This is a genomic window from Collinsella aerofaciens, from assembly GCF_009876115.1.
GTDB classification, from domain to species: domain Bacteria; phylum Actinomycetota; class Coriobacteriia; order Coriobacteriales; family Coriobacteriaceae; genus Collinsella; species Collinsella aerofaciens_N.
Map to the genome: position 1 here is coordinate 1 of NZ_WWSY01000014.1, position 22,147 is coordinate 22,147.

Annotated in this window: 15 protein-coding genes and 1 tRNA gene; 11 read left to right on the top strand and 5 right to left on the bottom strand. The window is 60.3% G+C overall.

All coding sequences use genetic code 11. The annotated features are described in order from the left end of the window. The first annotated feature begins 322 nt into the window (after positions 1-322). Positions 323-2,623, top strand: a complete 2,301-nt coding sequence (locus GT571_RS07550) for a hydratase (protein WP_161156434.1) — start codon at positions 323-325, stop codon at positions 2,621-2,623. Between the two features lie 203 nt (positions 2,624-2,826). Here GT571_RS07550 and GT571_RS07555 read toward each other — a convergent pair whose 3' ends face one another. Then, entirely contained in the window at positions 2,827-3,474 is a 648-nt protein-coding gene (locus GT571_RS07555) for a hypothetical protein (protein ID WP_161156436.1), read from the bottom strand. Positions 3,475-4,364: 890 nt separating this feature from the next. Between GT571_RS07555 and clpB the strand changes: the two genes are divergently transcribed. The 3 genes from clpB to GT571_RS07570 all read left to right on the top strand — a co-directional run bounded on the left by clpB (position 4,365) and on the right by GT571_RS07570 (position 8,870). Then, entirely contained in the window at positions 4,365-6,992 is a 2,628-nt protein-coding gene (gene clpB / locus GT571_RS07560) for an ATP-dependent chaperone ClpB (RefSeq protein WP_161156438.1), read from the top strand. A gap of 134 nt (positions 6,993-7,126) precedes the next feature. Next, positions 7,127-7,309, top strand: a complete 183-nt coding sequence (locus GT571_RS07565) for a hypothetical protein (protein WP_240136230.1) — start codon at positions 7,127-7,129, stop codon at positions 7,307-7,309. 208 nt (positions 7,310-7,517) lie between these two features. After that, positions 7,518-8,870: an ATP-binding protein gene (locus GT571_RS07570; protein WP_161156440.1), complete on the top strand. Its 1,353-nt coding sequence runs from the start codon at positions 7,518-7,520 to the stop codon at positions 8,868-8,870. A 44-nt stretch (positions 8,871-8,914) separates the two neighbouring features. Here GT571_RS07570 and GT571_RS07575 read toward each other — a convergent pair whose 3' ends face one another. From GT571_RS07575 to GT571_RS07585, 3 genes are all read right to left on the bottom strand, one after another. Then, positions 8,915-10,417 carry a hypothetical protein gene (locus tag GT571_RS07575; RefSeq protein ID WP_161156442.1) on the bottom strand — a complete coding sequence of 501 codons (1,503 nt, stop codon included), beginning with the start codon at positions 10,415-10,417 and terminating at the stop codon, positions 8,915-8,917. A 238-nt stretch (positions 10,418-10,655) separates the two neighbouring features. Next, a complete protein-coding gene (locus GT571_RS07580; protein WP_161156444.1) occupies positions 10,656-11,663 on the bottom strand; it encodes a DUF5692 family protein in 1,008 nt (335 codons plus the stop codon). A gap of 63 nt (positions 11,664-11,726) precedes the next feature. Beyond that, positions 11,727-12,389 (bottom strand): TetR/AcrR family transcriptional regulator, encoded by a 663-nt coding sequence (locus GT571_RS07585; protein ID WP_161156446.1) that lies wholly within the window; start codon positions 12,387-12,389, stop codon positions 11,727-11,729. A gap of 189 nt (positions 12,390-12,578) precedes the next feature. Here GT571_RS07585 and GT571_RS07590 point away from each other — a divergent pair, with 189 nt between their 5' ends. The 7 genes from GT571_RS07590 to GT571_RS07620 all read left to right on the top strand — a co-directional run bounded on the left by GT571_RS07590 (position 12,579) and on the right by GT571_RS07620 (position 19,742). Continuing rightward, positions 12,579-15,356, top strand: a complete 2,778-nt coding sequence (locus GT571_RS07590; RefSeq protein ID WP_192934675.1) for an FAD-dependent oxidoreductase — start codon at positions 12,579-12,581, stop codon at positions 15,354-15,356. Between the two features lie 96 nt (positions 15,357-15,452). Beyond that, positions 15,453-15,881 (top strand): hydrogenase maturation nickel metallochaperone HypA/HybF, encoded by a 429-nt coding sequence (locus GT571_RS07595; RefSeq protein WP_161156448.1) that lies wholly within the window; start codon positions 15,453-15,455, stop codon positions 15,879-15,881. Positions 15,882-16,258: 377 nt separating this feature from the next. Beyond that, positions 16,259-17,248, top strand: a complete 990-nt coding sequence (locus tag GT571_RS07600; protein ID WP_099432538.1) for a PTS sugar transporter subunit IIB — start codon at positions 16,259-16,261, stop codon at positions 17,246-17,248. Positions 17,249-17,266: 18 nt separating this feature from the next. After that, complete coding sequence (locus tag GT571_RS07605) at positions 17,267-18,085, top strand: PTS mannose/fructose/sorbose transporter subunit IIC (RefSeq protein WP_161156450.1); 819 nt, start codon at positions 17,267-17,269, stop codon at positions 18,083-18,085. A gap of 16 nt (positions 18,086-18,101) precedes the next feature. Continuing rightward, positions 18,102-19,022 carry a PTS system mannose/fructose/sorbose family transporter subunit IID gene (locus GT571_RS07610; protein WP_161156452.1) on the top strand — a complete coding sequence of 307 codons (921 nt, stop codon included), beginning with the start codon at positions 18,102-18,104 and terminating at the stop codon, positions 19,020-19,022. A gap of 120 nt (positions 19,023-19,142) precedes the next feature. Next, entirely contained in the window at positions 19,143-19,541 is a 399-nt protein-coding gene (locus GT571_RS07615; protein WP_006235193.1) for a DUF956 family protein, read from the top strand. A 125-nt stretch (positions 19,542-19,666) separates the two neighbouring features. Continuing rightward, positions 19,667-19,742: transfer RNA gene (locus GT571_RS07620), tRNA-Arg, on the top strand. A 435-nt stretch (positions 19,743-20,177) separates the two neighbouring features. On the opposite strand, the gene pknB is transcribed toward GT571_RS07620, so the two are convergent. Further along, positions 20,178-22,121 carry a Stk1 family PASTA domain-containing Ser/Thr kinase gene (pknB, locus tag GT571_RS07625; RefSeq protein ID WP_161156454.1) on the bottom strand — a complete coding sequence of 648 codons (1,944 nt, stop codon included), beginning with the start codon at positions 22,119-22,121 and terminating at the stop codon, positions 20,178-20,180. Positions 22,122-22,147 lie beyond the last annotated feature (26 nt).

Consider the following 22,147-nt stretch of genomic DNA (forward strand, 5'->3'; position numbering starts at 1 on the left):
GTCGCAGCCCCGACCCGCGGTCACGAGCGGGGGCTCCTGTCTTTTTAGTGCCCTCGGATTGGGTCATAGTGTCTGTCCGTCCTCTGCCTGCGGCGTTGCCTTGCTCCGGATGCGGTAGGGTAGTCATTGGGGACGTTCTTAAATGACTAGTCGAAAGGGACGCTCTTGCACAAAATCTTCCGGCCCTCGACCGGCACGTCCTTTACTTTACCTAGATAAAGTGAACGTGCAGATTCGTAACCCACTCGCAACCGTTCTATGGCACGATATTGAACGAATGTATGCTATGCGCCCAAATCTTTTGGGCAGAGTGGGAGACAGTATGGTCAAGCTGTACGAGGACGGCATCTACCTGCGCGGCGGCAGCGAGGTCGTGCCTGCGGCCGAGGCTGCTGAGCGCGGCATTACGAAGACGCCCGAGGATGCCAAGCGCGGAACCATCGCGTATTCGATCCTCCAAGCACACAATACGTCCGGCGACCCCGAGGCACTCAAGATTCGCTTCGACGCCATGGCGAGCCACGACATCACCTTTGTCGGCATCATCCAAACGGCGCGTGCCTCGGGCATGGAGCAGTTCCCGCTGCCCTACGTGCTCACCAACTGCCATAACTCGCTGTGCGCCGTGGGCGGCACCATCAACGAGGACGACCACGTCTTTGGCCTCTCTGCGGCCAAGAAGTACGGCGGCATCTTTGTCCCGCCGCACATCGCCGTTATCCACTCCTTTATGCGTGAGAACTTTGCCGGTTGCGGCAAGATGATCCTGGGTTCCGACTCGCACACCCGCTACGGCGCCCTAGGCACCATGGCCGTGGGTGAGGGCGGCGGCGAGCTGGCCAAGCAGTTGCTGCGCGACACCTACGATGTCGCCTATCCCGGCGTCGTTGCCATCTACCTCACGGGTGCCCCGCGCCCCGGCGTCGGCCCGCACGACGTGGCGCTCGCCATCATCCGCGCCGTCTTTGCCAAGGGCTACGTTAAGAACAAGGTCATGGAGTTCGTGGGCCCCGGCATCTCGAGCATGACGACCGACTACCGCAACGGCGTCGACGTCATGACCACCGAGACCACCTGCCTTTCCTCAATCTGGGCAACCGACGAGGACACGCACGCGTTTTTGACCATGCACGGCCGCGGCGACGACTACCGCGAGCTCAAGCCCGCCGATGTCGCCTACTACGACGGCTGCGTCGAGGTCGACTTGTCGAGCATCAAGCCCATGATCGCGCTGCCGTTCCATCCTTCCAACGGCTTTGAGATCGACGAGCTCAATGAGAACCTCGAGGACATCCTTCACGAGGTGGAGCTCGAGGCCGCCAAGATCGGCGAGGGTAAGACGCACTTTAGCCTGCTCGACAAGATCGTCGACGGCAAACTGCACGTGCAGCAGGGCGTTATCGCCGGCTGCTCGGGCGGCAACTACGACTCCGTGGTCCAGGCTGCCCGCGTGCTCAAGGGCGCCAACACCGGCTGCGGCGAGTTCTCGCTGTCGGTCTATCCCACGAGCCAGCCCGTGGCGCTCGAACTTACACGCCGCGGCTATATCTACGACCTTATGGAGGCCGGCGCGATCGTGCGCACGGCGTTCTGCGGCCCGTGCTTTGGCGCTGGCGACACGCCCGCCAACAACGGCCTTTCGATCCGCCACACCACGCGCAACTTCCCCAACCGCGAGGGTTCCAAGCCGGGTAATGGCCAGCTGAGCGCCGTGGCCCTGATGGACGCCCGCTCCATCGCGGCGACGGCTGCCAACGGCGGCGTCCTGACGCCGGCGACCGACCTGCCCGAGGAGACTTGGGACGAGGCCTGCGAGTACACCTTTGACGACGTGCCGTACAAAAAGCGCGTGTACTGGGGCTTTGGCAAGGCGGAGCCTGCCGACGAGCTGGTCGAAGGCCCCAACATCAAGCCGTGGCCCGCGATGGAGCCCCTCGGCGACGATATCCTGCTCAAGGTGTGCTCCAAGATCATGGACCCGGTCACCACGACCGACGAGCTGATCCCATCGGGCGAGACGAGCTCCTTCCGCTCCAACCCGCTGGGCCTGGCCGAGTTTACGCTGAGCCGTCGCGACCCGGCCTACGTGGGCCGCTCCAAGGAGGTCGACGCCGTGGAGAAGCGTCGCGTGGCCGGCGAGGCCGCGGGCGACCTGGCGGCACTCGATGCCGAGCTTGCCGGTGTGTTCGAGGCACTGGCCGGCGTGGGTGTCGCGGCCGATGCCAAGGCGACCGAGTACGGCTCCATGCTCTATGCCAAGAAGCCCGGTGACGGTTCCGCCCGCGAGCAGGCCGCGAGCTGCCAGCGCGTAATTGGCGGCCTGGCCAACATCGTCCACGAGTACGCCACCAAGCGCTATCGCTCCAACGTCATGAACTGGGGCATGGTGCCCTTCCAGATGGAGGCCGAGCCCAACTTTGAGGTGGGCGACTACGTCTTTGTGCCGGGTATCCGTGCCGCGCTCGATGGCGATCTCAAGAACATCGCCGCCTACGTGGTGCGCGCCGATGGTGCGGTTGAGCAGATTGAGCTCTATATTGCCGATATGACGGCAGAGGAGCGCGCCATCGTCAAGGCCGGCTGCCTGATCAACTACAACAAGTTCAAGGCCGCTGCCGAGTAACGCTGCTGTACGCCCCGGCCACACCTTTCCCTCGTGCTCACGCGCTTCGCGAGGGTCGCCCGAGGGAAAGGTATGGCCGGGGCTACCGCGACGTTCTCGTTGGGTCTTGAGGGACGCTAATAAATAGACTTGCTTGATGCCGCCTCTTTTTATTGGGGCGGCTTCTTTTTGGACCACCACAAAGGTGCCTGTCCGGCGGGTTCTTATTTCGATGGGGTCCAGGTTATCTCATCGTCAAATAGCCAAGTGCGTGCTGAGCCGCTGTCGCGCGCTGTCTGTGGATCGGGCTCGCAGGTTTGTTCGTAGGCATCCTCGGTACACCGATCCATAAAATCGACGACTGCCGTCTGGTCGCCTTCCATGACGTAGATTACGTCGCCATCCGAGATATAGACCCCCGGCCCTTCGTTGTCCACGTAGCCGGGGTCGTATGAGACGTTGCACAGTCTGCTCCCGTTTGCCGCATCGAGTTCAAGGGTCGAATAATACCCGCCATTCATTTGGCCTTTCTTGGCTCGATATATTGCGGCGCCGTACCACCGCGTAAACGTTTTGCCTTTGAGTAAATTGGTTGCCTTGCCGATAAGCTGCTCATCTTGGGTATAGCGCGTGGCCCCAAGTTCGATTCGGGGATAGTTGCTGACCCCAAGCGCTGCGGGCGTACCGTCGAAATCGACGGTGATTGAATCGGGTTTGACGATATCGGTGAGGATTTCGATGGGGTAGCTTACGGTTTCAACCGCCGCCTGCGTCGCCGAGGCAGGGAGAAATGCGAGATAGATAATGCCTACGCCGGCTGCGGTAATTGCAAACGCTAAGACGAGCAGGCCGATATAGGTGGAGCGTTTCACGGCGGGTACCTCGCAAACAGTATGCAATCATTAAGATAAGCGATACCAGCTTACGACAATAGTCAAAAGAAAGCGACCGCCCGGAATGAGAGGGGCTAAAAGGCCCTATTAGGCTCCGATTTGACCTCTAATAGGAATATTTGCCTCCCTCTCATTCTGGGCGAGAGGTCAAAAATTGAGTTCACGAGTTTTGCGCAATACTATTCTCACTAAAGCCGCTATTTTCACTATAAGCACTATAAATACGATAGGAAGGACGACGAGAACATTGTGACGTGCGATAGCTAAGCCGTTTAAGCCGGACTCTGACCTTGAATCTCCGCCTCTATCTGTGCGAACGGGCTATTGTCGGTTCTCGATTCCATCGCTGCGTTCTCGCTAGGTCTTGGGATCGCCAAACGTAGACTGGGCTTGATGTCGCTTCTTTTAATCGGGGCTGATTCTTCTCTGGACCACCACAAAGGGGACGGGCATCTTTGTGGTGGTTCTTGGTTTGTCTCGATCTGTAACATCTTGGCCGCTAAAAGTGGGCCTGGTGTTACAGATTTAGATTTTCGATTCGGGTGTCTTCTGTTTGTCTCGATCTGTAACAGTTAGACCCTAATTTGCCGAGTAGATGTTACAGATTGAGACAAACGGTTGCCGCTGGTCATTTCATCTCGATCTGTAACATCTAGGACCAAAAATGGCTGCTAGATGTTACAGATCGAGATGGTAGTGCGCCTGGGCAGCGGCGGGCTGACATCTCAGTACCCTATCCATCAACCACTCAGAAAATCTTATATATAGAGACTTAGATTTGTGTATAAGATCGCGCAAAGCTGGCAACAATACTTCTCGAACAACGTGAAGCCGCCCCGTAGGGCGGCCGCCCCAAGAGAGGTGATTCCATGAGAATCGATAAGCTAGCAATGACGTCGCGCGAGGCGCTGCAGACCGCCATGAGCACGGCTGCCGACGCGCAGGCCGGCGCGGTGGAGCCGATTCACCTGCTGTCCGCCCTGCTTGGTGCCGGCGAGCGCAATATCTCCGTGATCATCGAGCGCATCGGCGCCGATCCGGCCCAGCTTGCACGCTCCACACAAGATGCCATCGACCGCGCGCCCAAGGTTTCGGGCGAGGGCCAGCAGATGGGCCTGTCCAATGAGCTCGTCCGCGTCATCGAGAAGGCCGAGAAGAAGGCCACCAAGATGGGCGACAGCTTTGTGGTGACCGAGCATTTGCTGATGGCGCTTGCCGAGGACAAGGGCGAGGCTGGTCGTGTACTGCGTGACGCCGGCGTCACCAAGGAGCGCATCGAGCAGGTCTACGAGGAGCTGCGTGGCGATGACCGCGTGACGTCTGCCGAGGATAAGACCCAGTTTGAGGCGCTGGAGCAGTACGGTCGCAACATCTGCGATCTGGCCCGCGCCGGCAAGCTCGACCCGGTCATCGGCCGTACCGACGAGATCCGCCGTACCATCCAGGTTCTGTCCCGCCGCACCAAGAACAACCCCGTGCTCATCGGCGAGCCGGGCGTCGGCAAGACGGCCATCGTCGAGGGCATCGCCCAGCGTATCGTGGCCGGCGACGTGCCGAGCACCCTGCGCGACCGCGACCTCATCGAGCTCGACATGAGCGCGCTGGTCGCCGGCGCCAAGTATCGCGGCGAGTTCGAGGACCGCTTGAAGGCCGTGCTCAAGGAAGTGCAAAAGTCCGAGGGCAAGGTCATCCTGTTCATCGATGAGCTCCACACCATCGTGGGCGCGGGTGCCACCGAGGGCTCCATGGATGCCGGCAACATCCTGAAGCCGGCGCTCGCCCGTGGCGACTTGCACGCAATCGGCGCGACTACGCTCGACGAGTATCGCAAGTACATCGAGAAGGACGCGGCACTCGCCCGTCGTTTCCAGACCGTTATGGTGAGCGAGCCTACCGTCGAGGACACCATCTCGATCCTGCGTGGCCTCAAGGAGAAGTACGAGATCTTCCACGGCGTGCATATCACCGATAGCGCGCTCGTGGCAGCTGCCGACCTCTCCGATCGCTACATTGCCGACCGCTTCCTGCCCGACAAGGCCATCGACTTGGTCGATGAGGCCGCAAGCCGCCTGCGCATGGAGCTCGACAGCATGCCGGTCGAGATTGACGCCACCACGCGTCAGCTCACCCAGCTGCAGATCGAGGAGCAGGCGCTCATGAAGGAGACCGACGACGCCTCCAAGGAGCGTCTGGAGGCCCTGCGCCAGGAGATTGCCGAGGTCCAAGAAAAGCTCAACGTGCAAAAGGCCGGCTGGCTCAACCAGAAGAACGCCATCGACCACGTGCAGGAGCTTAAAGGCCAGCTCGACGAGGCCAAGAGTGAAGAGGAGCGCGCGACGCGCAACGGAAACTTGGGCCGTGCGTCCGAGCTGCGCTATTCCGTGATCCCGGGTCTGCAGCAGCAGATTCAGGATTCCGAGGCTGCGCTCGAGGCACAAAAGCAGCAGGACGGCGAGGGCCTCAACGAGCAGGTGACCTCCGATGAGATCGCCGAGGTCGTGAGCGCCTGGACCGGCGTGCCCGTCTCCAAGATGATGCAGGGCGAGCTCGACAAGCTGAAGGGCTTGGAGGGCGAGCTGCATAAGCGCGTCATCGGCCAGGACGAGGCGGTCTCCGCTGTCGCCGCGGCCGTGCGTCGCAGCCGTGCGGGCCTCTCCGATCCGGACAAGCCCATCGGCAGCTTCTTCTTCCTGGGCCCCACCGGCGTGGGCAAGACCGAGCTCGCCAAGGCGCTTGCCGAGTGCCTGTTCGATGACGAGCGTGCGCTCGTGCGTATCGACATGTCCGAGTACATGGAGAAGTTCAGCGTCCAACGTCTGATCGGTGCGCCTCCGGGATACGTGGGTTACGACGAGGGCGGCCAGCTTACCGAGGCCGTGCGCCGTCGTCCGTACTCCGTGATTTTGCTCGACGAGATGGAGAAGGCTCATCCGGATGTCTTTAACGTGCTGCTGCAGGTGCTTGATGACGGCCGTCTGACCGATGGCCAGGGTCGCCAGGTGTCCTTCAAGAACACGATCATCATCATGACGTCTAACGTGGGCTCCAAGGCCATCGCCGATCTGTCCGGTAAGGACGAGGAGGAGATGCGCCATCAGGTCGACGCCGCCATGGCTCAGACCTTCCGCCCCGAGTTCCTCAACCGTATCGACGATATCGTGGTGTTCCATCCGCTCGGCATGGCGCAGATCGAGAAGATCGTCGACATCCAGCTTGCCGACGTCCGCGCGCGTCTGGCCAAGGAGCGCATGACGCTTGCCATCACCCCGGCGGCCAAGCAGATGCTCGCCGTGGGTGGCCTGGACCCCGTGTTCGGTGCCCGTCCGCTCAAGCGCCTGGTCCAGCGCGAGGTCGTGGACGCCATCGCCGCCGCCATCATCGACGGTACGGTGCGCGAGGGCGATCAGGTGACGGTCGATGCCGACAAGGACGGCGGCTTTACCGTCGTGTGCGACAACACGCCGTCTGCTACCTACGAGGTCCCCGACGCCGAGTAGATTTATGGGACATGCCTTAAAATCTGCCAGCCGTCTCTAAACGCCAAGGGCGGCGGATCCAATTGGGTCCGCCGCCCTTTTTCGTGCGACAATCGATAATGTTGAACACGATTGCATGGCAAGGAGATATGCAGATGATAGACAAGAACAGGACGAATGCGCCGGTCGCCAACGCCGCGCCGGCCGCACCCAAGCCTGTGCCCAAGCCGCGCGACCCCTACATCCGTGCCGAGAACGAGGATGACGACGGCTACGATCCTTATAGCGATCGTCGCCCCGAGCGCGAGCCCCTCTTCGAAGCCGACCCCTGGCGTTAAGTAGCTCATTTGGGACGGGGCTTTTTTAGCTACTTTGTTTTCGGCTAGAGGCGTTCATGCCTGCCCCCCTCGGCCGCTCGATATCCTCCGGGAGGGGCCACTAATAGAAAACTTGCTTATCCATTAATCAAGATACGCATAATCTTGCTCTCCTGCTAATCAAGAATCGTTATAATCTTGATTAGCAGGAGAGCAAGATTGGAGAATTATGGCATTCAACGACTTGGTGGCTCAAAAAATAAAGGACTTTGAGCAACAGGGGATTCCGCAGGTCTTTGAGCGCGACCTTGATCTGGGCAACCCGCAGGAGCCAAAGCGCGACAACATCGTATATGTGATTGTGGGCGCCCGTCGTTGTGGAAAGACGTATCGCCTGTATCAGGAGATACGGCGGCTTCAGGGCCAAGGCGTCGAGCTTGACCGGATGCTATATTTCAATTTTGAGGATGAGCGCTTGCGTCCGTATGAGCCATCGCTACTAGCGGACGTGCTCGATACATTCTATGCACTATATCCTGCTGCTCGAGGCGAGGGCGCCTACCTTTTCTTTGACGAGATCCAGGAAATACCCGAATGGGGTGCGTTTCTGCGACGCGTGGTCGATACGGAGAAGGCGACCGTTTACGTGACGGGATCTTCTTCTAAGATGCTGTCCTCAGAACTTAAGAGCGAGTTCAGGGGCCGTTCTCTTGTGCGAGAGCTTTTTCCGTTGAGTTTTTCGGAATACGTCCGATATAAGACGGGGAGCGTTCCTGAGTCGAACGCACCCTTCTCCTCGAGCGATGCAGCGTTGCTCCGACACCATCTGGTCGGATATCTCGAGCGAGGGGGATTCATCGCGACACTTGAGCAGACGCCCGCAGACGCGATTCAGCTGCTACAGGAATATGCGTCGCGAACGGTCGCCATGGACGTCGTTGAACGTTACGACGTCAAGAACCCCCGTTTGGCCTCGCTGTTTCTGGCGCGGTGCATGGCATCTTCGGGACGAGAGCTGTCAGTGAACAAAGTGTACAACGAGTTCAAGAGCAGACAGATATCCGTCAGTCGAAATACGCTCAGCGACTTACTTGAGTATTACGAGGACGCCTACCTGCTGTTTTCGGTGCCGGAGTTCACGCGTTCGCTTGCAAATAATACGCGGTCTGCGTCTAAGGTCTACGCCGTCGATCCTGCGATGTTCGGAGCGTTCTCCCCCGCATCGGCATTGGATCATGGTCAGAGGCTCGAGACCGCGGTGTTCAATGCGCTCAGAAGAAGGACCCCCGCCGTGCGGCCCGGTTCGGTTTGCCGCCTGCTGATTAAAGATAAGAATAAAAGCCATGAGGTGGACTTTGTGGCTGGGGATGCACTGCTCATGCAGGCTTACGGCCTGATTCAGGTAAGTGTGGATATGACAAGCGAGAAAACGCGCGAGCGCGAAATTGCCGCGCTCAATGCCGCGATGGCCCAGTTTGATCTTGGCGAGTCGGTAATCGTTACCATGGATGAGCAGGCCGATATTCCATGCAAACACGGCGTGGTACATGCTGTGCCCGCATGGAAGTGGCTCCTTTCCTAATCGTCTATGGATTTGCGAGGCCAGGACTCAGGTGTCATGGTCCGCTAGTCCTGGGCCTTGATGCTCGGCAGGAGAATCTGGGCGAGGTAGTCGGTCTCGAGTTTGGTCGCAGCGTCGGCCTTGCCGTCTTTGCCGACCAGTACGTTCTTGATCTGGCTATAGGTGTAGCGGTTGCCGGTCGTGAGCTCGACAAGCTCAATGGCCGAGTCCATAGGGTAGGTCGACACGGGATTCTGCGTCCGTCCGTTGATGGTCTGGGGCACCACGTACGGATAGACGGGACCGCTGGCGTAGACGGTATAACCGTTGCCTAGGTTGGCCGCACCCAAAACCGTATCGCCCTCATCGGGCGTAAAGCTCTCGCCCTCGCGCACTGCGACGAGCGTCACAATCGGTGTATCGCTGTCGCCGGCAAGATAGATGCATAGCGTGCTGCCATTTTGCCAAGTCTCGACCTTGCCGTACCACTCGACGGGGATATCGAGCTGGTAGAGGTCGGTTGCCTTGTGGCGGGCGTCGGCATCACGGGCCGCCTGTGCCTTTTGCGCGCTCACGGCATTGACGGCGGCGTCGCGCCGCGCGGTTGCCGCCTGCTGGAGCACCTTGGCGGTGGCGGCGGAGCTCGCGCCTCCCTCCTCGGCATATTTGGCGGCGGCATCGATCTGGTCGTCAGTCACCGTGTCGGCCGAAGGCACCTTGAGCTTAAAGGCGGCCTGGCTGCTTAGGTCCTGTCCGTCGCTCTTGATCGTGACCTGCGCCTTGGTGCTCGGGACGGTATAGATGGTGCCGTCGGCCGCGATGGGAGAGGCAGCGATGGAGAGCGTGTAATCGCCGGGCAGCAGTTTGATGCCGCGGCCGTGCTCGTCAACATAGAGCGTTTCGCTCACGGATGAGCCATCAGCGTCCTGACCGCTCACCTGTACGGGAATCTTAGAGCTGGTGGAACAGTCGAGGCCCGCGGCATGCACGCCAATCTGCACCGACATCATCGTGTGGGCATTGGCGGCGACAGCGGCAGCCTGCTCTTGCTGATATCCGTTCCAGGCAGCATAGCCTGCACCGCCGGCGACGAGCGCGGCGGCCACGATACCGGCGACCATCAGATTGCGGCGCTTGGGCGACATCTTGCGATGACGAACCTCGGCCTCGCGTGCCGAGGGAACGGACGGTAGGGGAATATCGCCCATGGCGATGGTCTCGTCCACGGCTGGTGCGGAACCCAGGCCAGGAAGCTCGCGGGTCAGCGAATCCTCGGCCGGCAAGCTGTCGAGCAAGACGGTTTCCTCGCCCGTGTCGGATTCGGGCTGATTGCCGGCCTCGCTTTCGGTGTCTTCGTGACCTGCCTCGTCTTCGGTGGGCGCGGCGCCATCGTCTTTTGCATCCTGATCATCGAGCTGCGCCTCGATTTCCGGCTCATCCTGCACATTAACGCTCGAATCGTCAAACGTAATCTCGGCCAGCGCGATCTGGTCTAGACTCTCCAGGGCCTCGGCACACGCTTCTGCATCTTGGACCGCATCCTCTTGGCCCATCGTCTCATCTTTCATATATCCCCCAAGCTCAATATCGGGACAACAATGTACCCAAAAACGGGGCTCCATAGAGCCGCCGCATGATTTGAAATCCGATTTTATATATGCGCGTGTTTTTGAATAGATGAATAGAGGCGCAACGACAAAAAGCCCCCGGAAAGCGAGCGAAACGCTTTTCGGGGGCTCTGCGAGACATTGGATTGAAAGGCCTGGTGAGCGGGCCTATGCCCAAGTGCCAACAGCGGCCAACATGTTACTCGGCGTGCGCGTAATCAACCTTGGCACGGCGAGCGGTGGCCTTCTCCCAATCGCTGGTGCCCTCAAAGACATCCTGCTTGTAGGGATTGCGGCCGAGCTTCTTGGCGCGGTAGGCGATGTAGATGATCGCGGCGACGTTGGCGACCAGTGCGGCGATCGAGACCGCGGTAGCGGCGCCGGGGTCGAGCGTGGAGTGGGTCACAAAGATGGACTCCTCCTGGAAGTACGGGAACACCTGGGCAAACATGCACCAAATGGCCAGCGTAAAGGCGCGGTTCTGGATCCAGCCGCCCTTGTTCCAGATAAAGGCGGCGACGGTGGGCGCCAGCAGCAGCGCAAAGCCGCAGAACCAGGAGTGGGTGGGCAGGCAGTTGTAGGTGTAGCAGAAGTTCCAGATGTCGTAGGCGATGATGTAGACCCAGGTCATGTCGGGCCACAGCATGTCGGTCTTGTCCTCGGAGGCGTAGACGCTCCACCAACCGGTCATGCAGAAGATGTTGATGATACCGGCGATGCCGTTGAACACGTTGTTCCAGCCGGCCAACTGCGTAGCACCTTCGGAGGTGACCCAGGTGGGCTCGCCCAGGACAAAGAAGTGATAGGCGCTCTCGAAGTCGGACACGACGGCGATCATGATGTTGATGGCGACGATCACAAACGGCCACGCGCGGAACCAGTGCGCCTTGCCGATCTTGCCCCACTGATACTTAATGGCGATGAAGCCCCAGCAACCGGCCAACGCCGCGTAGACCTTGGCGTAGTGGAACCAGCTGTTCTGGTACACATGGGTGGGGTTGGTGAGCGCCCACTCGGCACCCTGCGAAACGCCGACGGCGATGGCGACGCAGTAGATGGTCATGGCCAGCGGAGCCACGCCAAAGATGATGGCCGCGCCGAGCTTGGTGCGGCGGCCGACCTCGTTGAGCACGATCAGGCCGATAAAGACCATGGCCCAGCCGGCCCAGTGGATAAGGGTATCGCTACCCCAAACATCGAACAGCATGCCGCTCTCCTTTCACAAGCCCGCGGCCCCTCTTTCGATCGCGGGCAGTTTGACCAAATGTCGTCAGTTCTGGGGCTTGCGCTCCAGATACTTGGCGGTATAGCCCTCGATGTGGAGTGTCGAGGCGATGATTTCCTTGACCGTCTCGTCGGGCACATCGGGGTGCGTGCGGATATACATCAACAGTCCCATGATGAGGGTGTAGAACGTCTCGTAGACATGGTCGATGCGCAGCTCGTGATGGGCGACAAAATCCACCACGGTGGTGTCGCAGATATACTGTGCCACGCGCTGGACCACGTTGTGCAGAAAGCCGCCGTAGAGCGCGCCGCTGCTCGAGGTGAGCGTACTCGGCAGCTCGTGGCCGCTGGCGACCAGGCGCTTAAAGAGCGGGGCGACGGTGTCGAGTGCGCCCTCGATATCACCGACGATGCGGCTGGCATTCCACTGCTCGAGCTCGGAGATAAAACCGTCGATTGCCTCGTCCATGACGGCGGTGACGGCGGCGTCCATATCGGCAAAGTAGTGGTAGAACAATGAACGCGTGCAGCCGGCTCGCTTGGTCACGGCCGATACCGATAAGTGGGACACGCCAAGCTCGGAGCTTACGGTGCGCACGGCATCGAGGATCTCGCGACGGCGTTCGTCGCCCGTCAAGCGCTTTGCCGCACTATCGGATGCGGGGACGGCATCGACCACAGAGGTATCTGCTGTTTTGCCGCCCATGTTTTGCCGCCTTCCATCCTCTTTTGCCTGACCGTTCGCCTAACAGTCTTGAATATTGTTGACGGTTCGTCAATACTATTTTTGACACAATGTCAACTAATGGCGGGTGAACGGCATGGGGGCATGTCCGGCCTGCAAAAAAGAGGGGCGCTGCGGCCTCGTCGGGCTGCGGCAAGAGAAGGGACAACCATGATTCTCAACGGACCGGGAATTAGCTACACCGAGCCTGACATCGGTTCGGAGTTCGTGCCGCCGCTGCCGGAGCATCCGCGCGAGGCCATCGTCAAGCTGTGCGAGCACTGCACCAACCGTCTGCTGCATCGCGACGAGCTGCTGGGCTACGAGTACTGGTCGTTTGCCGAGGCCGCAACCGACGAGCAGGCCGAGGTACTCTGCAAGATGAAGATGCGCCGTCCCTATACGCTGCCCGAGATGGTCAAGCTCACCGGCATGCCCGAGGCCGATATCGAGAAGATGCTCGACGACATGAGCTACACGGGTCTGCTCGAGTACAACTGGGAAAATCCCGAGCGCGCCAAGCAGTGGGTGCTGCCCATGCTGGTGCCGGGTTCCGCCGAGTTCCTCAACATGCGCGTGAGCCAGCTCGAGGAGCACCCGGTCTATGCCAAGTTCTTTGAGCAGGCGTCCAAGGGACCGCTGTCCAAGGCCACGCCGATGGTGCCGCCCGGAGGCGCCGGTATCGGCATGCACGTCATTCCGGTCGAGAAGGCCATCGATGCCGCGAGCACGTCGGTGCCGATCGAGCATATCGAGCATTGGCTCGACAAATACGATGGCAAGTATGCCGCCAGCACCTGTAGCTGCCGCGCGAGCCGTCGCGTGATGGGAGAGGGCTGCGCCGACGACCCCGCCGACTGGTGCATTGCCGTGGGCGATATGGCCGACTATGTGGTCGAGACCGACCGCGGCCACTATGTGACGCGCGAGGAGGTCTACGACATCTTGCGCCAGGCCGAGGACAACGGCTTTGTGCACCAGATCACCAACATCGACGGCGAGAACAAGATCTTCGCCATCTGTAACTGCAACGTCAACGTGTGCTACGCCCTGCGCACCTCGCAGCTGTTCAACACGCCCAACCTGTCGCGCTCGGCCTATGTCGCCAAGGTCGAGAAGGACAAGTGCGTGGCCTGCGGCCGCTGCGTTGAGGTGTGTCCGGCCGGCGCCGCCAAGCTGGGCCAGAAGCTCTGCAGCAAAAAGGCGGGCGGACAGGTGCCCGAGTATCCGCGCCAGGAGCTGCCCGATGCCACCAAGTGGGACCACACCAAGTGGTCGCCTAACTACCGCAACGACAACCGCATCGAGACGCACGAGTCCGGCACCGCGCCCTGCAAGACGGCTTGCCCCGCGCATGTCGCCGTTCAGGGCTATCTGAAGCTCGCGGCGCAGGGCCGCTATGACGAGGCCCTGGCGCTCATTAAACGCGAGAACCCGCTGCCCGCTATCTGCGGCCGTGTGTGCAACCGCCGCTGTGAGGATGCCTGCACCCGCGGTCGTGTGGACGCCGCCGTGGCTATCGACGAAGTCAAGAAGTTTATCGCCCAGCGCGATCTGGACGCTGCGACCCGCTACGTCCCGCCCGTGGTGACGCCGACGCGCGCTGGCGGCTTCGACCAGAAGATTGCCATCATCGGTGCCGGCCCGGCCGGTCTGTCCTGCGCTTTCTATCTTGCCGAGAAGGGCTACAAGCCCATCGTGTTCGAGAAAAACGAGCGCCCGGGTGGCATGCTCACCTACGGCATTCCCAGCTTTAAGCTGCAGAAGGATGTTATCGAGGCCGAGGTCGAGATCATTCGCCTGATGGGTGCCGAGTTCCGCTATGGCGTGGAAGTCGGCCGCGACGTGACGCTCGACGAGCTGCGCACGCAGGGTTTTAAGGCCTTCTACGTGGCTATTGGCTGCCAGGGCGGCCGCCTTGCCGACATTCCGGGCGAGGACGCCGAGGGTGTGACCGTGGCCGTCGACTTTTTGCGCGAGGTCAACAGCGGCAAGATTGACGCGCTGCCCGGCCGCACCATCGTGGTGGGCGGCGGCAACGTGGCCATCGACGTTGCCCGCAACGCCTGCCGTCTGGGTTCCGAGCACGTTGAGATGTTCTGCCTGGAGAGCGAGGCACAGATGCCCGCCAGCGAGGAAGAGCGTCGCGAGGCCATCGAGGACGGCGCGCACATCAGCTGCGGTTGGGGTCCCAAGGAGGTCCACCTGGACGAGGCCGGTCGTGTGTGCGGTATCACCTTCAAGCGCTGCACGCGTGTCTTTGACGACGAAGGCCGTTTTGCGCCCGAGTACGACGAGAACGATCTACGCCGTGTCGATGCTGACCGTGTCGTCATGTCCATCGGCCAGTCCATCGTGTGGGGCGACCTGCTGGCTGGCTCCAAGGTGGAGCTTGGCCGTGGTCAGGGCGCCCTTGCCGATCCCCAGACCTACCAGACCGCCGAACCCGACATCTTTGTGGGCGGCGACGTCTATACCGGTCCGAGCTTTGCCATCGATGCCATCGCCGCCGGTCACGAGGCTGCGGTGTCCATCCACCGCTTTGTGCAGCCGGGCTCCACGCTCACCATCGGCCGCAACCAGCGCCGCTACACCGCGCTCGACCGCGACGATGTCGTGATCGAGAGCTATGACAACGCGAGCCGTGAGGTTGCCCACGTGGACCACGAGCGCGAGAAGGCCGCGCCCTTCAGCGAGTACGTCGAGACCTTTACCGAAGAGCAGGTGCGCGCCGAGACCGCCCGTTGCCTTGGCTGCGGTGCCTCAATCGTCGACCCCAACAAGTGCATCGGCTGCGGCCTGTGCACCACCAAGTGCGCGTTCGATGCCATCCATCTGGATCGCGATCGCCCCGAGTGCTCCACGATGGTCAAATACGAGCAAAAGCTCCCGAGCCTTGGCAAGTATGCTTTAAAGCGTGCAATCAAAATCAAGTTCGGTCGTAAATAGGTAACCATGGCGGGTAAGGGGACGGCGCAGACTAGATTTCGCCGTCCCCTTGCTTTGAGTTTGCATCGCATCAACCGTTGTTGAAAGGTTTCTACCTTGCATGAATTGGGAATCGTTTATCACATTATTCGCGATGTTGAGAACGTGGCGCGCGCCAATGGCGTGCGTCGCGTTTCGAGCGTCACGCTGCTGCTGGGCGAGGTCTCGGGCGTCGTTCCCGACTTGCTGCTCGACGCTTGGCGCTGGGCGGCAGATAAAAAGTCCATCACGCAGGGCGCGGAGCTTATCGTGGAGTCCGTCGAGGCCGTGACGCATTGCGAGGCGTGCGGCCGCGACTATGCGACAGTCGAGCACGGCAAGACCTGCCCCCATTGCGGCAGTGGTGACACCTATTTGCTCCAGGGCCAAGAGGTCATGATCAAGCAGATCGAGACCCCCGACGAGGATCCGGCAGACGCTGCCCCCGACGGCCCTTCTGACGCCCCCGACGCCGTCGACGCCGCTAACCCTCTCCACATCGTCTAGCCCCTAGTCGTTGGGGACGTTCTTGTTTGACTAGTCGTTTAAGAACGTCCCCAACGACTACTTGCGCTAGAGCATAAGTTATACAATTAGTCAAGTTATGTCTGTTTAAACAAAATAGCGGCACGCAGGCGCATTGGGATTAACCTAAAAGCGGCGTTAATGAACAGAGTGTCTGTATATATCTGTGAAAGTAATTGGGAAATCACGTTTTAGTAGGCAATGAGCTGTAAATCAGCAACGTAATCAATTTGTAACAAACTTAGACGTTTAAACAAATAATGCAACCGTTTGCGAATTTAGCTATAAATCCACAAGGCGAACAGGTATACTCCATTATTGTCGTGTAGGAAATACGTAGACAAAAAGGAGGTTATGTGATGGTAAGTATTGTTCTTGCTAGCCATGGTGACTTGGCGGCTGGAATCAAGCAGACGGGCTCGATGGTCTTTGGCGATCAGCCGTCTGTTGCCGTGGTCTCGCTCGAGCCGAGCATGGGCCCCGACGACTTCCGTGCCAAGGTCGAGGAAGCAGTCGCTTCCTTCGAGGACCAGGAGCAGGTGCTCTTCCTCGTTGATCTGTGGGGCGGCACGCCGTTCAACCAGATCAGCGGGCTCATCGAGGGCCACGATTCCTGGGCTATCGTCACCGGTGTCAACCTGCCTATGCTCATCGAGGCATATTCGCAGCGCTTTGACGCAAAGAACACTGCACATGCGATCGCAAAACATCTCGTGACTGAGGCTAAGGCTGGCGTGCGCGTCAAGCCCGAGTCTCTGGAGCCCGAGGAGAAGAAGCCGGCTGCGGCCGCCGCTGCTCCTGCAGGCGCCATCCCTCCGGGAACGGTCATCGGCGATGGGCACATCAAGATCGCCCACGTCCGTATCGACACCCGTCTGCTTCATGGTCAGGTGGCCACCACGTGGACCAAGCAGATCAACCCCAACCGCATCATCGTGGTTTCCGACGGCGTTGCTCACGACGAGCTCCGCAAGACCATGATCGAGCAGGCTGCCCCTCCGGGAGTCCATGCCAACGTTGTGCCCATCAAGAAGATGGCCGAGGTCGTCAAGGACACGCGCTTTGGTGACACCAAGGCCATGCTGCTGTTCGAGAACCCGCAGGATCTGCTCAGGGCCATCGAGGCCGGCGTCGACATCAAGGAAGTCAACATCGGTTCTATGGCTCACTCCAAGGGCAAGGTCGTCGTCACCAACGCCGTCGCTATGGGCGATGACGACGTCAAGACTCTCGAGGCCCTCAAGGCCAAGGGCGTCAAGTTCGAGGTCCGCAAGGTTCCTTCGGATTCCTCCGAGGATCTCGACGCCATGTTGAAGAAAGCTAAGGCCGAACTGGCCGCTCAAGCATAGTAAAGGAGGGTCCGATACATGTCTGCAATCACTATTCTGCTTGTTGCGATTGTCGCGTTGCTTGCCGGTATGGAAGGCATTCTGGATGAGTTCCAGTTCCATCAGCCGCTCGTGGCATGCACGCTTATCGGTCTCGTAACCGGTCACCTTCAGGAGGGCATCCTCCTGGGCGGTTCGCTCCAGATGATGGCCCTTGGCTGGGCTAACGTCGGCGCCGCCGTCGCGCCTGACGCCGCTCTGGCCTCGGTCGCCTCTTCGATCATCATGGTGCTCGCCCTCAACGGCGGCGCCACCGATTCGGGCAAGGCCGTTACCGCCGCTATCGCCGTCGCCGTCCCGCTGTCGGTCGCTGGCCTGTTCCTGACCATGATCTGCCGTACCCTGGCTACCGCTATCGCTCACGCCATGGACGGTTGCGCCGAGAAGGGCGACTTCGCCGGCATCGAGCGCTGGCAGTACGCTGCTATCCTCATGCAGGGCCTTCGTATCGCCATCCCGGCAGTGCTTCTGTGCATCATCCCGGCCGAGGCTGTTACCAACGCGCTTAACGCTATGCCCGACTGGCTGTCCGGCGGCATGGCTGTCGGCGGCGGCATGGTCGCTTCCGTCGGTTACGCCATGGTCATCAACATGATGGCCACCAAGGAGACCTGGCCGTTCTTCATCCTCGGCTTTGTCCTTGCTGCCATCCCTCAGCTCACGCTGATCGCCCTTGGCCTCATCGGCATCTCCCTTGCCCTCATCTACCTTGGCCTTAAGGATCTGGCCAAGCAGGGTGGCGGCATGGGCGGTGGCTCCGGCGACCCGCTCGGCGATATTCTGAACGATTACGAGTAGGAGGGGAGTGATACATATGGCAGAGAACAAGATTCAGCTCACCAAGGCTGACCGCAAGAAGGTTTGCTTCCGTCATCAGTTCCTTCAGGGCTCGTGGAACTACGAGCGTATGCAGAATGGCGGCTGGTGCTTCGCAATGATCCCTGCGATCAAGAAGCTCTACACCAGCAAGGATGACCAGATTGCCGCTCTTAAGCGCCACCTGGAGTTCTATAACACCCACCCCTATGTTTCCGCCCCCGTCATTGGCGTTACCCTCGCTCTCGAGGAGGAGCGCGCCAACGGTGCTCCGATCGACGACGTCGCCATCCAGGGCGTCAAGGTCGGTATGATGGGCCCGCTCGCCGGCGTCGGCGACCCCGCCTTCTGGTTCACCCTTCGCCCGATCCTGGGCGCTCTGGGCGCTTCCCTGGCCCTGTCCGGTAGCATTGCCGGTCCGCTGCTGTTCTTCTTCGCGTGGAACATCATCCGTTACGCCTTCCTGTGGTACACGCAGGAGTTTGGCTACAAGGTCGGCTCCTCCATCGCCAAGGACCTCTCTGGCGGTCTGATGGGCAAGGTTACCGAGGGTGCTTCCATCCTGGGTATGTTCATCATCGGCGCCCTGGTCGAGCGCTGGGTGTCCATCTCCTTCACCCCGGTCGTCTCCAAGGTCACGCAGTCTGCTGGCGCCTTTATCGACTGGGCTAACCTGCCCTCCGGTTCCGAGGGTGTCAAGGAAGCACTGACGATGTATAACTCCATCGGCGGTACTGCCCTTGATCAGGTCAAGGTCACCACGCTTCAGGCCAACCTCGATCAGCTCATCCCCGGCCTTGCCGCCGTGTGCCTGACCCTGCTGGTCTGCAAGCTCCTCAAGAAGAAGGTCAGCCCGATCGTCATCATCCTGGCTCTCTTCGCCGTCGGCATCATCGGTCGCGTCTGCGGCTTCATGTAAGCACGCTTCGGCTTAAGACCGAGAGTTGCTAGGCAAGGGCTTTTGAGCCATTGAAACGGACCGCACCCGGTGGGTACACTGGATGCGGTCCGATTGTTTTATTTGGAGGGCGAGGCGCGCATGGCGCAATCTCAGAACAGCACGGTCGATCTGGCAACGCCGGCAACCTGTCTGATGGGGCTTACCAGCCACGGTAACGTGATGGTGGGCAATAAGGCGTTCGAGTATTACAACGAGCGCAATCCCGAGGATTATATTCAGATCCCGTGGGACGAGGTCGACTATATTGCCGCCGAGGTTTTGCGCGGCACCAAGAAGATCACGCGTTTTGCCATCTTCACCAAGGATAACGGCCACTTTACGTTCTCGACGCGCGATGACAAAGAGACGTTGCGCGCGGTCCGCAAGTACGTCGACGAGGATAAGCTCGTGCGTTCGCCCGACTTTATCGATGTGACGGCCAAGGGCGCCAAGAGCATCCCCTCCGTTATCAAAAACCTCTTCCACAAAGGCAACTAGTCGTTGGGTAGTAATTGGGGACGTTCTAAAACGACTAGTCATTAAAGAACGTCGCAGATGACTATCTCGAAGAGCGGCTATGCGCTGCATGGTAGTGGCGCAAATCTGCTACACTAATACAACATGCCTCCGTAGCTCAGGGGATAGAGCACCGCTCTCCTAAAGCGGGTGTCGACGGTTCGAATCCGCCCGGGGGCACCAGAGATTTGTCGAGCCCGGTACCACTACGGTGCCGGGCTCTTCTGGTCTAAGGGCAGGATTCGGACCGTCGACACCCGCGTCACCAATTTCCCCGCGGGGGGAGTTTTCGAATCCGCCCGGGGGCACCAGGGAATATGACGGCGTCGCGAGAGCGGCGCCGTTTCTGGTTTGTGGGGCCGTCGGCGGATTCGGACCGTCGACACCCGCGTCACCAATTTCCCCGCGGGGGGAGTTTTTGAATCCGCCCGGGGGCACCAGAGATTGATTGAGCTCGGTATCGCTATGGTGCCGGGCTCTTCTGGTTTAAAGTTACGCTCATCCATGGGCGGTAATCCCACGTCAAAAGAAAAGCGCCCGCTTGCTGGGGGAGCAAGCGGGCGCTTCTGAGCGAATGTGTTTGCGGTCTAAACCGCTCGGAGCAACAAGCGATTGACGTTAGTTGCTAGACTCGGAGTCGTCGCCGGAGCTGGAACCGGAGACGGAAACCGTCAGCGTGATCGTGGTGTCGGTGGACTGCTTACCGGTGGGGGAGACACCCGTAACGGTGGCATTCTCGTTGCCGCTCACAGGGTTGCCGTTCTGGTCACAGAAGCCGATGTTGTAGAAACCGGCGTTGTTGAGCGCGGTGACGGCGGCGGAGATGCTCTTGCCGTACAGGTTGCCCGGGACGCTGGCCTTGCCGGACTTCTTGGCAATGACGACGGTGATCGTGGCGCCGGGCTTCTGCTTGCCGCTGGGGTTCCAGCTAATTACGGTGCCCTCGGTAACCGAGTCGTTTTCCTGGTAGCTCACGTCGACGCCAAAGCCAGCCATGTCGAGAGCGTTGCGCGCCTGGGCCTCGGTCATGTCGGTCAGATCGGGCACCGAGGTGGTGTCCGGGCCGCTGGAGACCTTGTACGAGATGGTCGTGCCCTTCTCGACCTCCTTGCCGGCGGCAGTGCTCTGCTCAAAGACCTGGCCCTCTTCGGCCTCATTGGCTTCCTCCGAAGCGCTGCCCTTCAGCCCCACGCTTGCCAATGCGGCCTCGGCCTGGTCCTTGGTCAGGCCGAGGAGCTGCGGAACCTCAACCTTCTCGGAGGGCTTAGGGCCCTTGGAGATTACCAAGTTCACCCTCGTGCCCTTGGCCTTCTTGGTGTTGCCGTTGGGGGTCTGCTCGGCGACCTTTCCCTCGTCGACATCGTCGTTGTAGCTCTGGTCGACGGTGCCAACCTCAAGGCCGGCTTCCTTGATCAGCTCAATAGCGGTTTCCTGGTCCTTGCCCAGCACGTCGGGCACCGTGACCTGTTCGCCGCTGAACATGCCCGTGGCAAAGGCCACTACAACGCCAATCACGGCGACGGCGGCAATCACGGCGGCGATGATCTTGTTCTTGTTGGACTTAGGCTTCTCGACCTCGTAGGAGCCCGTGGAGCCCGAGACAGCGCTACGGGCGGTGTTCTGACCGCTCACGCCCGAGACGGGACGAACCATGGCGCGCGTTGAGTCGGAAAGCTCGCGGGTCTTGGTAGCACCCAGGTCGCCGGCGGCACCGATGATGCGCGTGGGCTCCGAGACGTTGACGGCACGGCCGGACAGGTAGCTGTTGAGCACCTGGCGCAGCTCGTCGGCCGTTTGGAAGCGGTTTGCCGGGTCCTTCTCCATGCACTTGAGGATGATACGCTCCAGGTCGGCATCGACGCCGGAGTTGATCTGGCTCGGCGGGATGGGGAGCTCGTTGACCTGCTTGAGCGCGACCGAGATGGCGTCGTCGCCGTCAAAGGGCACGCGGCCGGTGGCGCACTCGTACATGACGACACCCAGCGAGTAGATATCCGAGGTGGGGCCGAGGTCCTGGCCGCGGGTCTGCTCGGGGCTTACATAGTGGGCGGTGCCCAGCACGTTGTTATCCTGCGTGAGATGACTGTTCTTGGCGCGCGCGATGCCAAAATCCATTACCTTGATGTTGCCGTCGGGCAGCACCATGATGTTTTGCGGCTTGATGTCGCGGTGGATGATCTCGTGCTTGTGCGCGACCGAAAGCGCGGAGCTGATCTGCGAGCCGATTTGCGCGACTTTCTTGGGATCGAGGGCGCCGTGGCTCTTGATGCCGCTTTTAAGGTCGGTACCGCGCAGGTACTCCATGACGATGTAATAGGTGTCGCCGTCCTTGCCCCAGTCGTAGACGCCCACGATATAGGGGGAGGACAGGCCGGCAGCTGCCTGGGCTTCCTGCTTAAAACGGGCGGCGAAGGTGGCGTCGCCGGCATACTGCGGCAGCATGATCTTGACGGCAACCGTGCGGTCGAGGACCTGATCCTGTGCACGGAAGACGGTCGCCATACCGCCCGTTCCCACCTTATCTTTGAGGAGGTATCTTCCCCCGAGGACCCTCTGTTCCATTCCTGCTCCTAACATAACTATTCGCT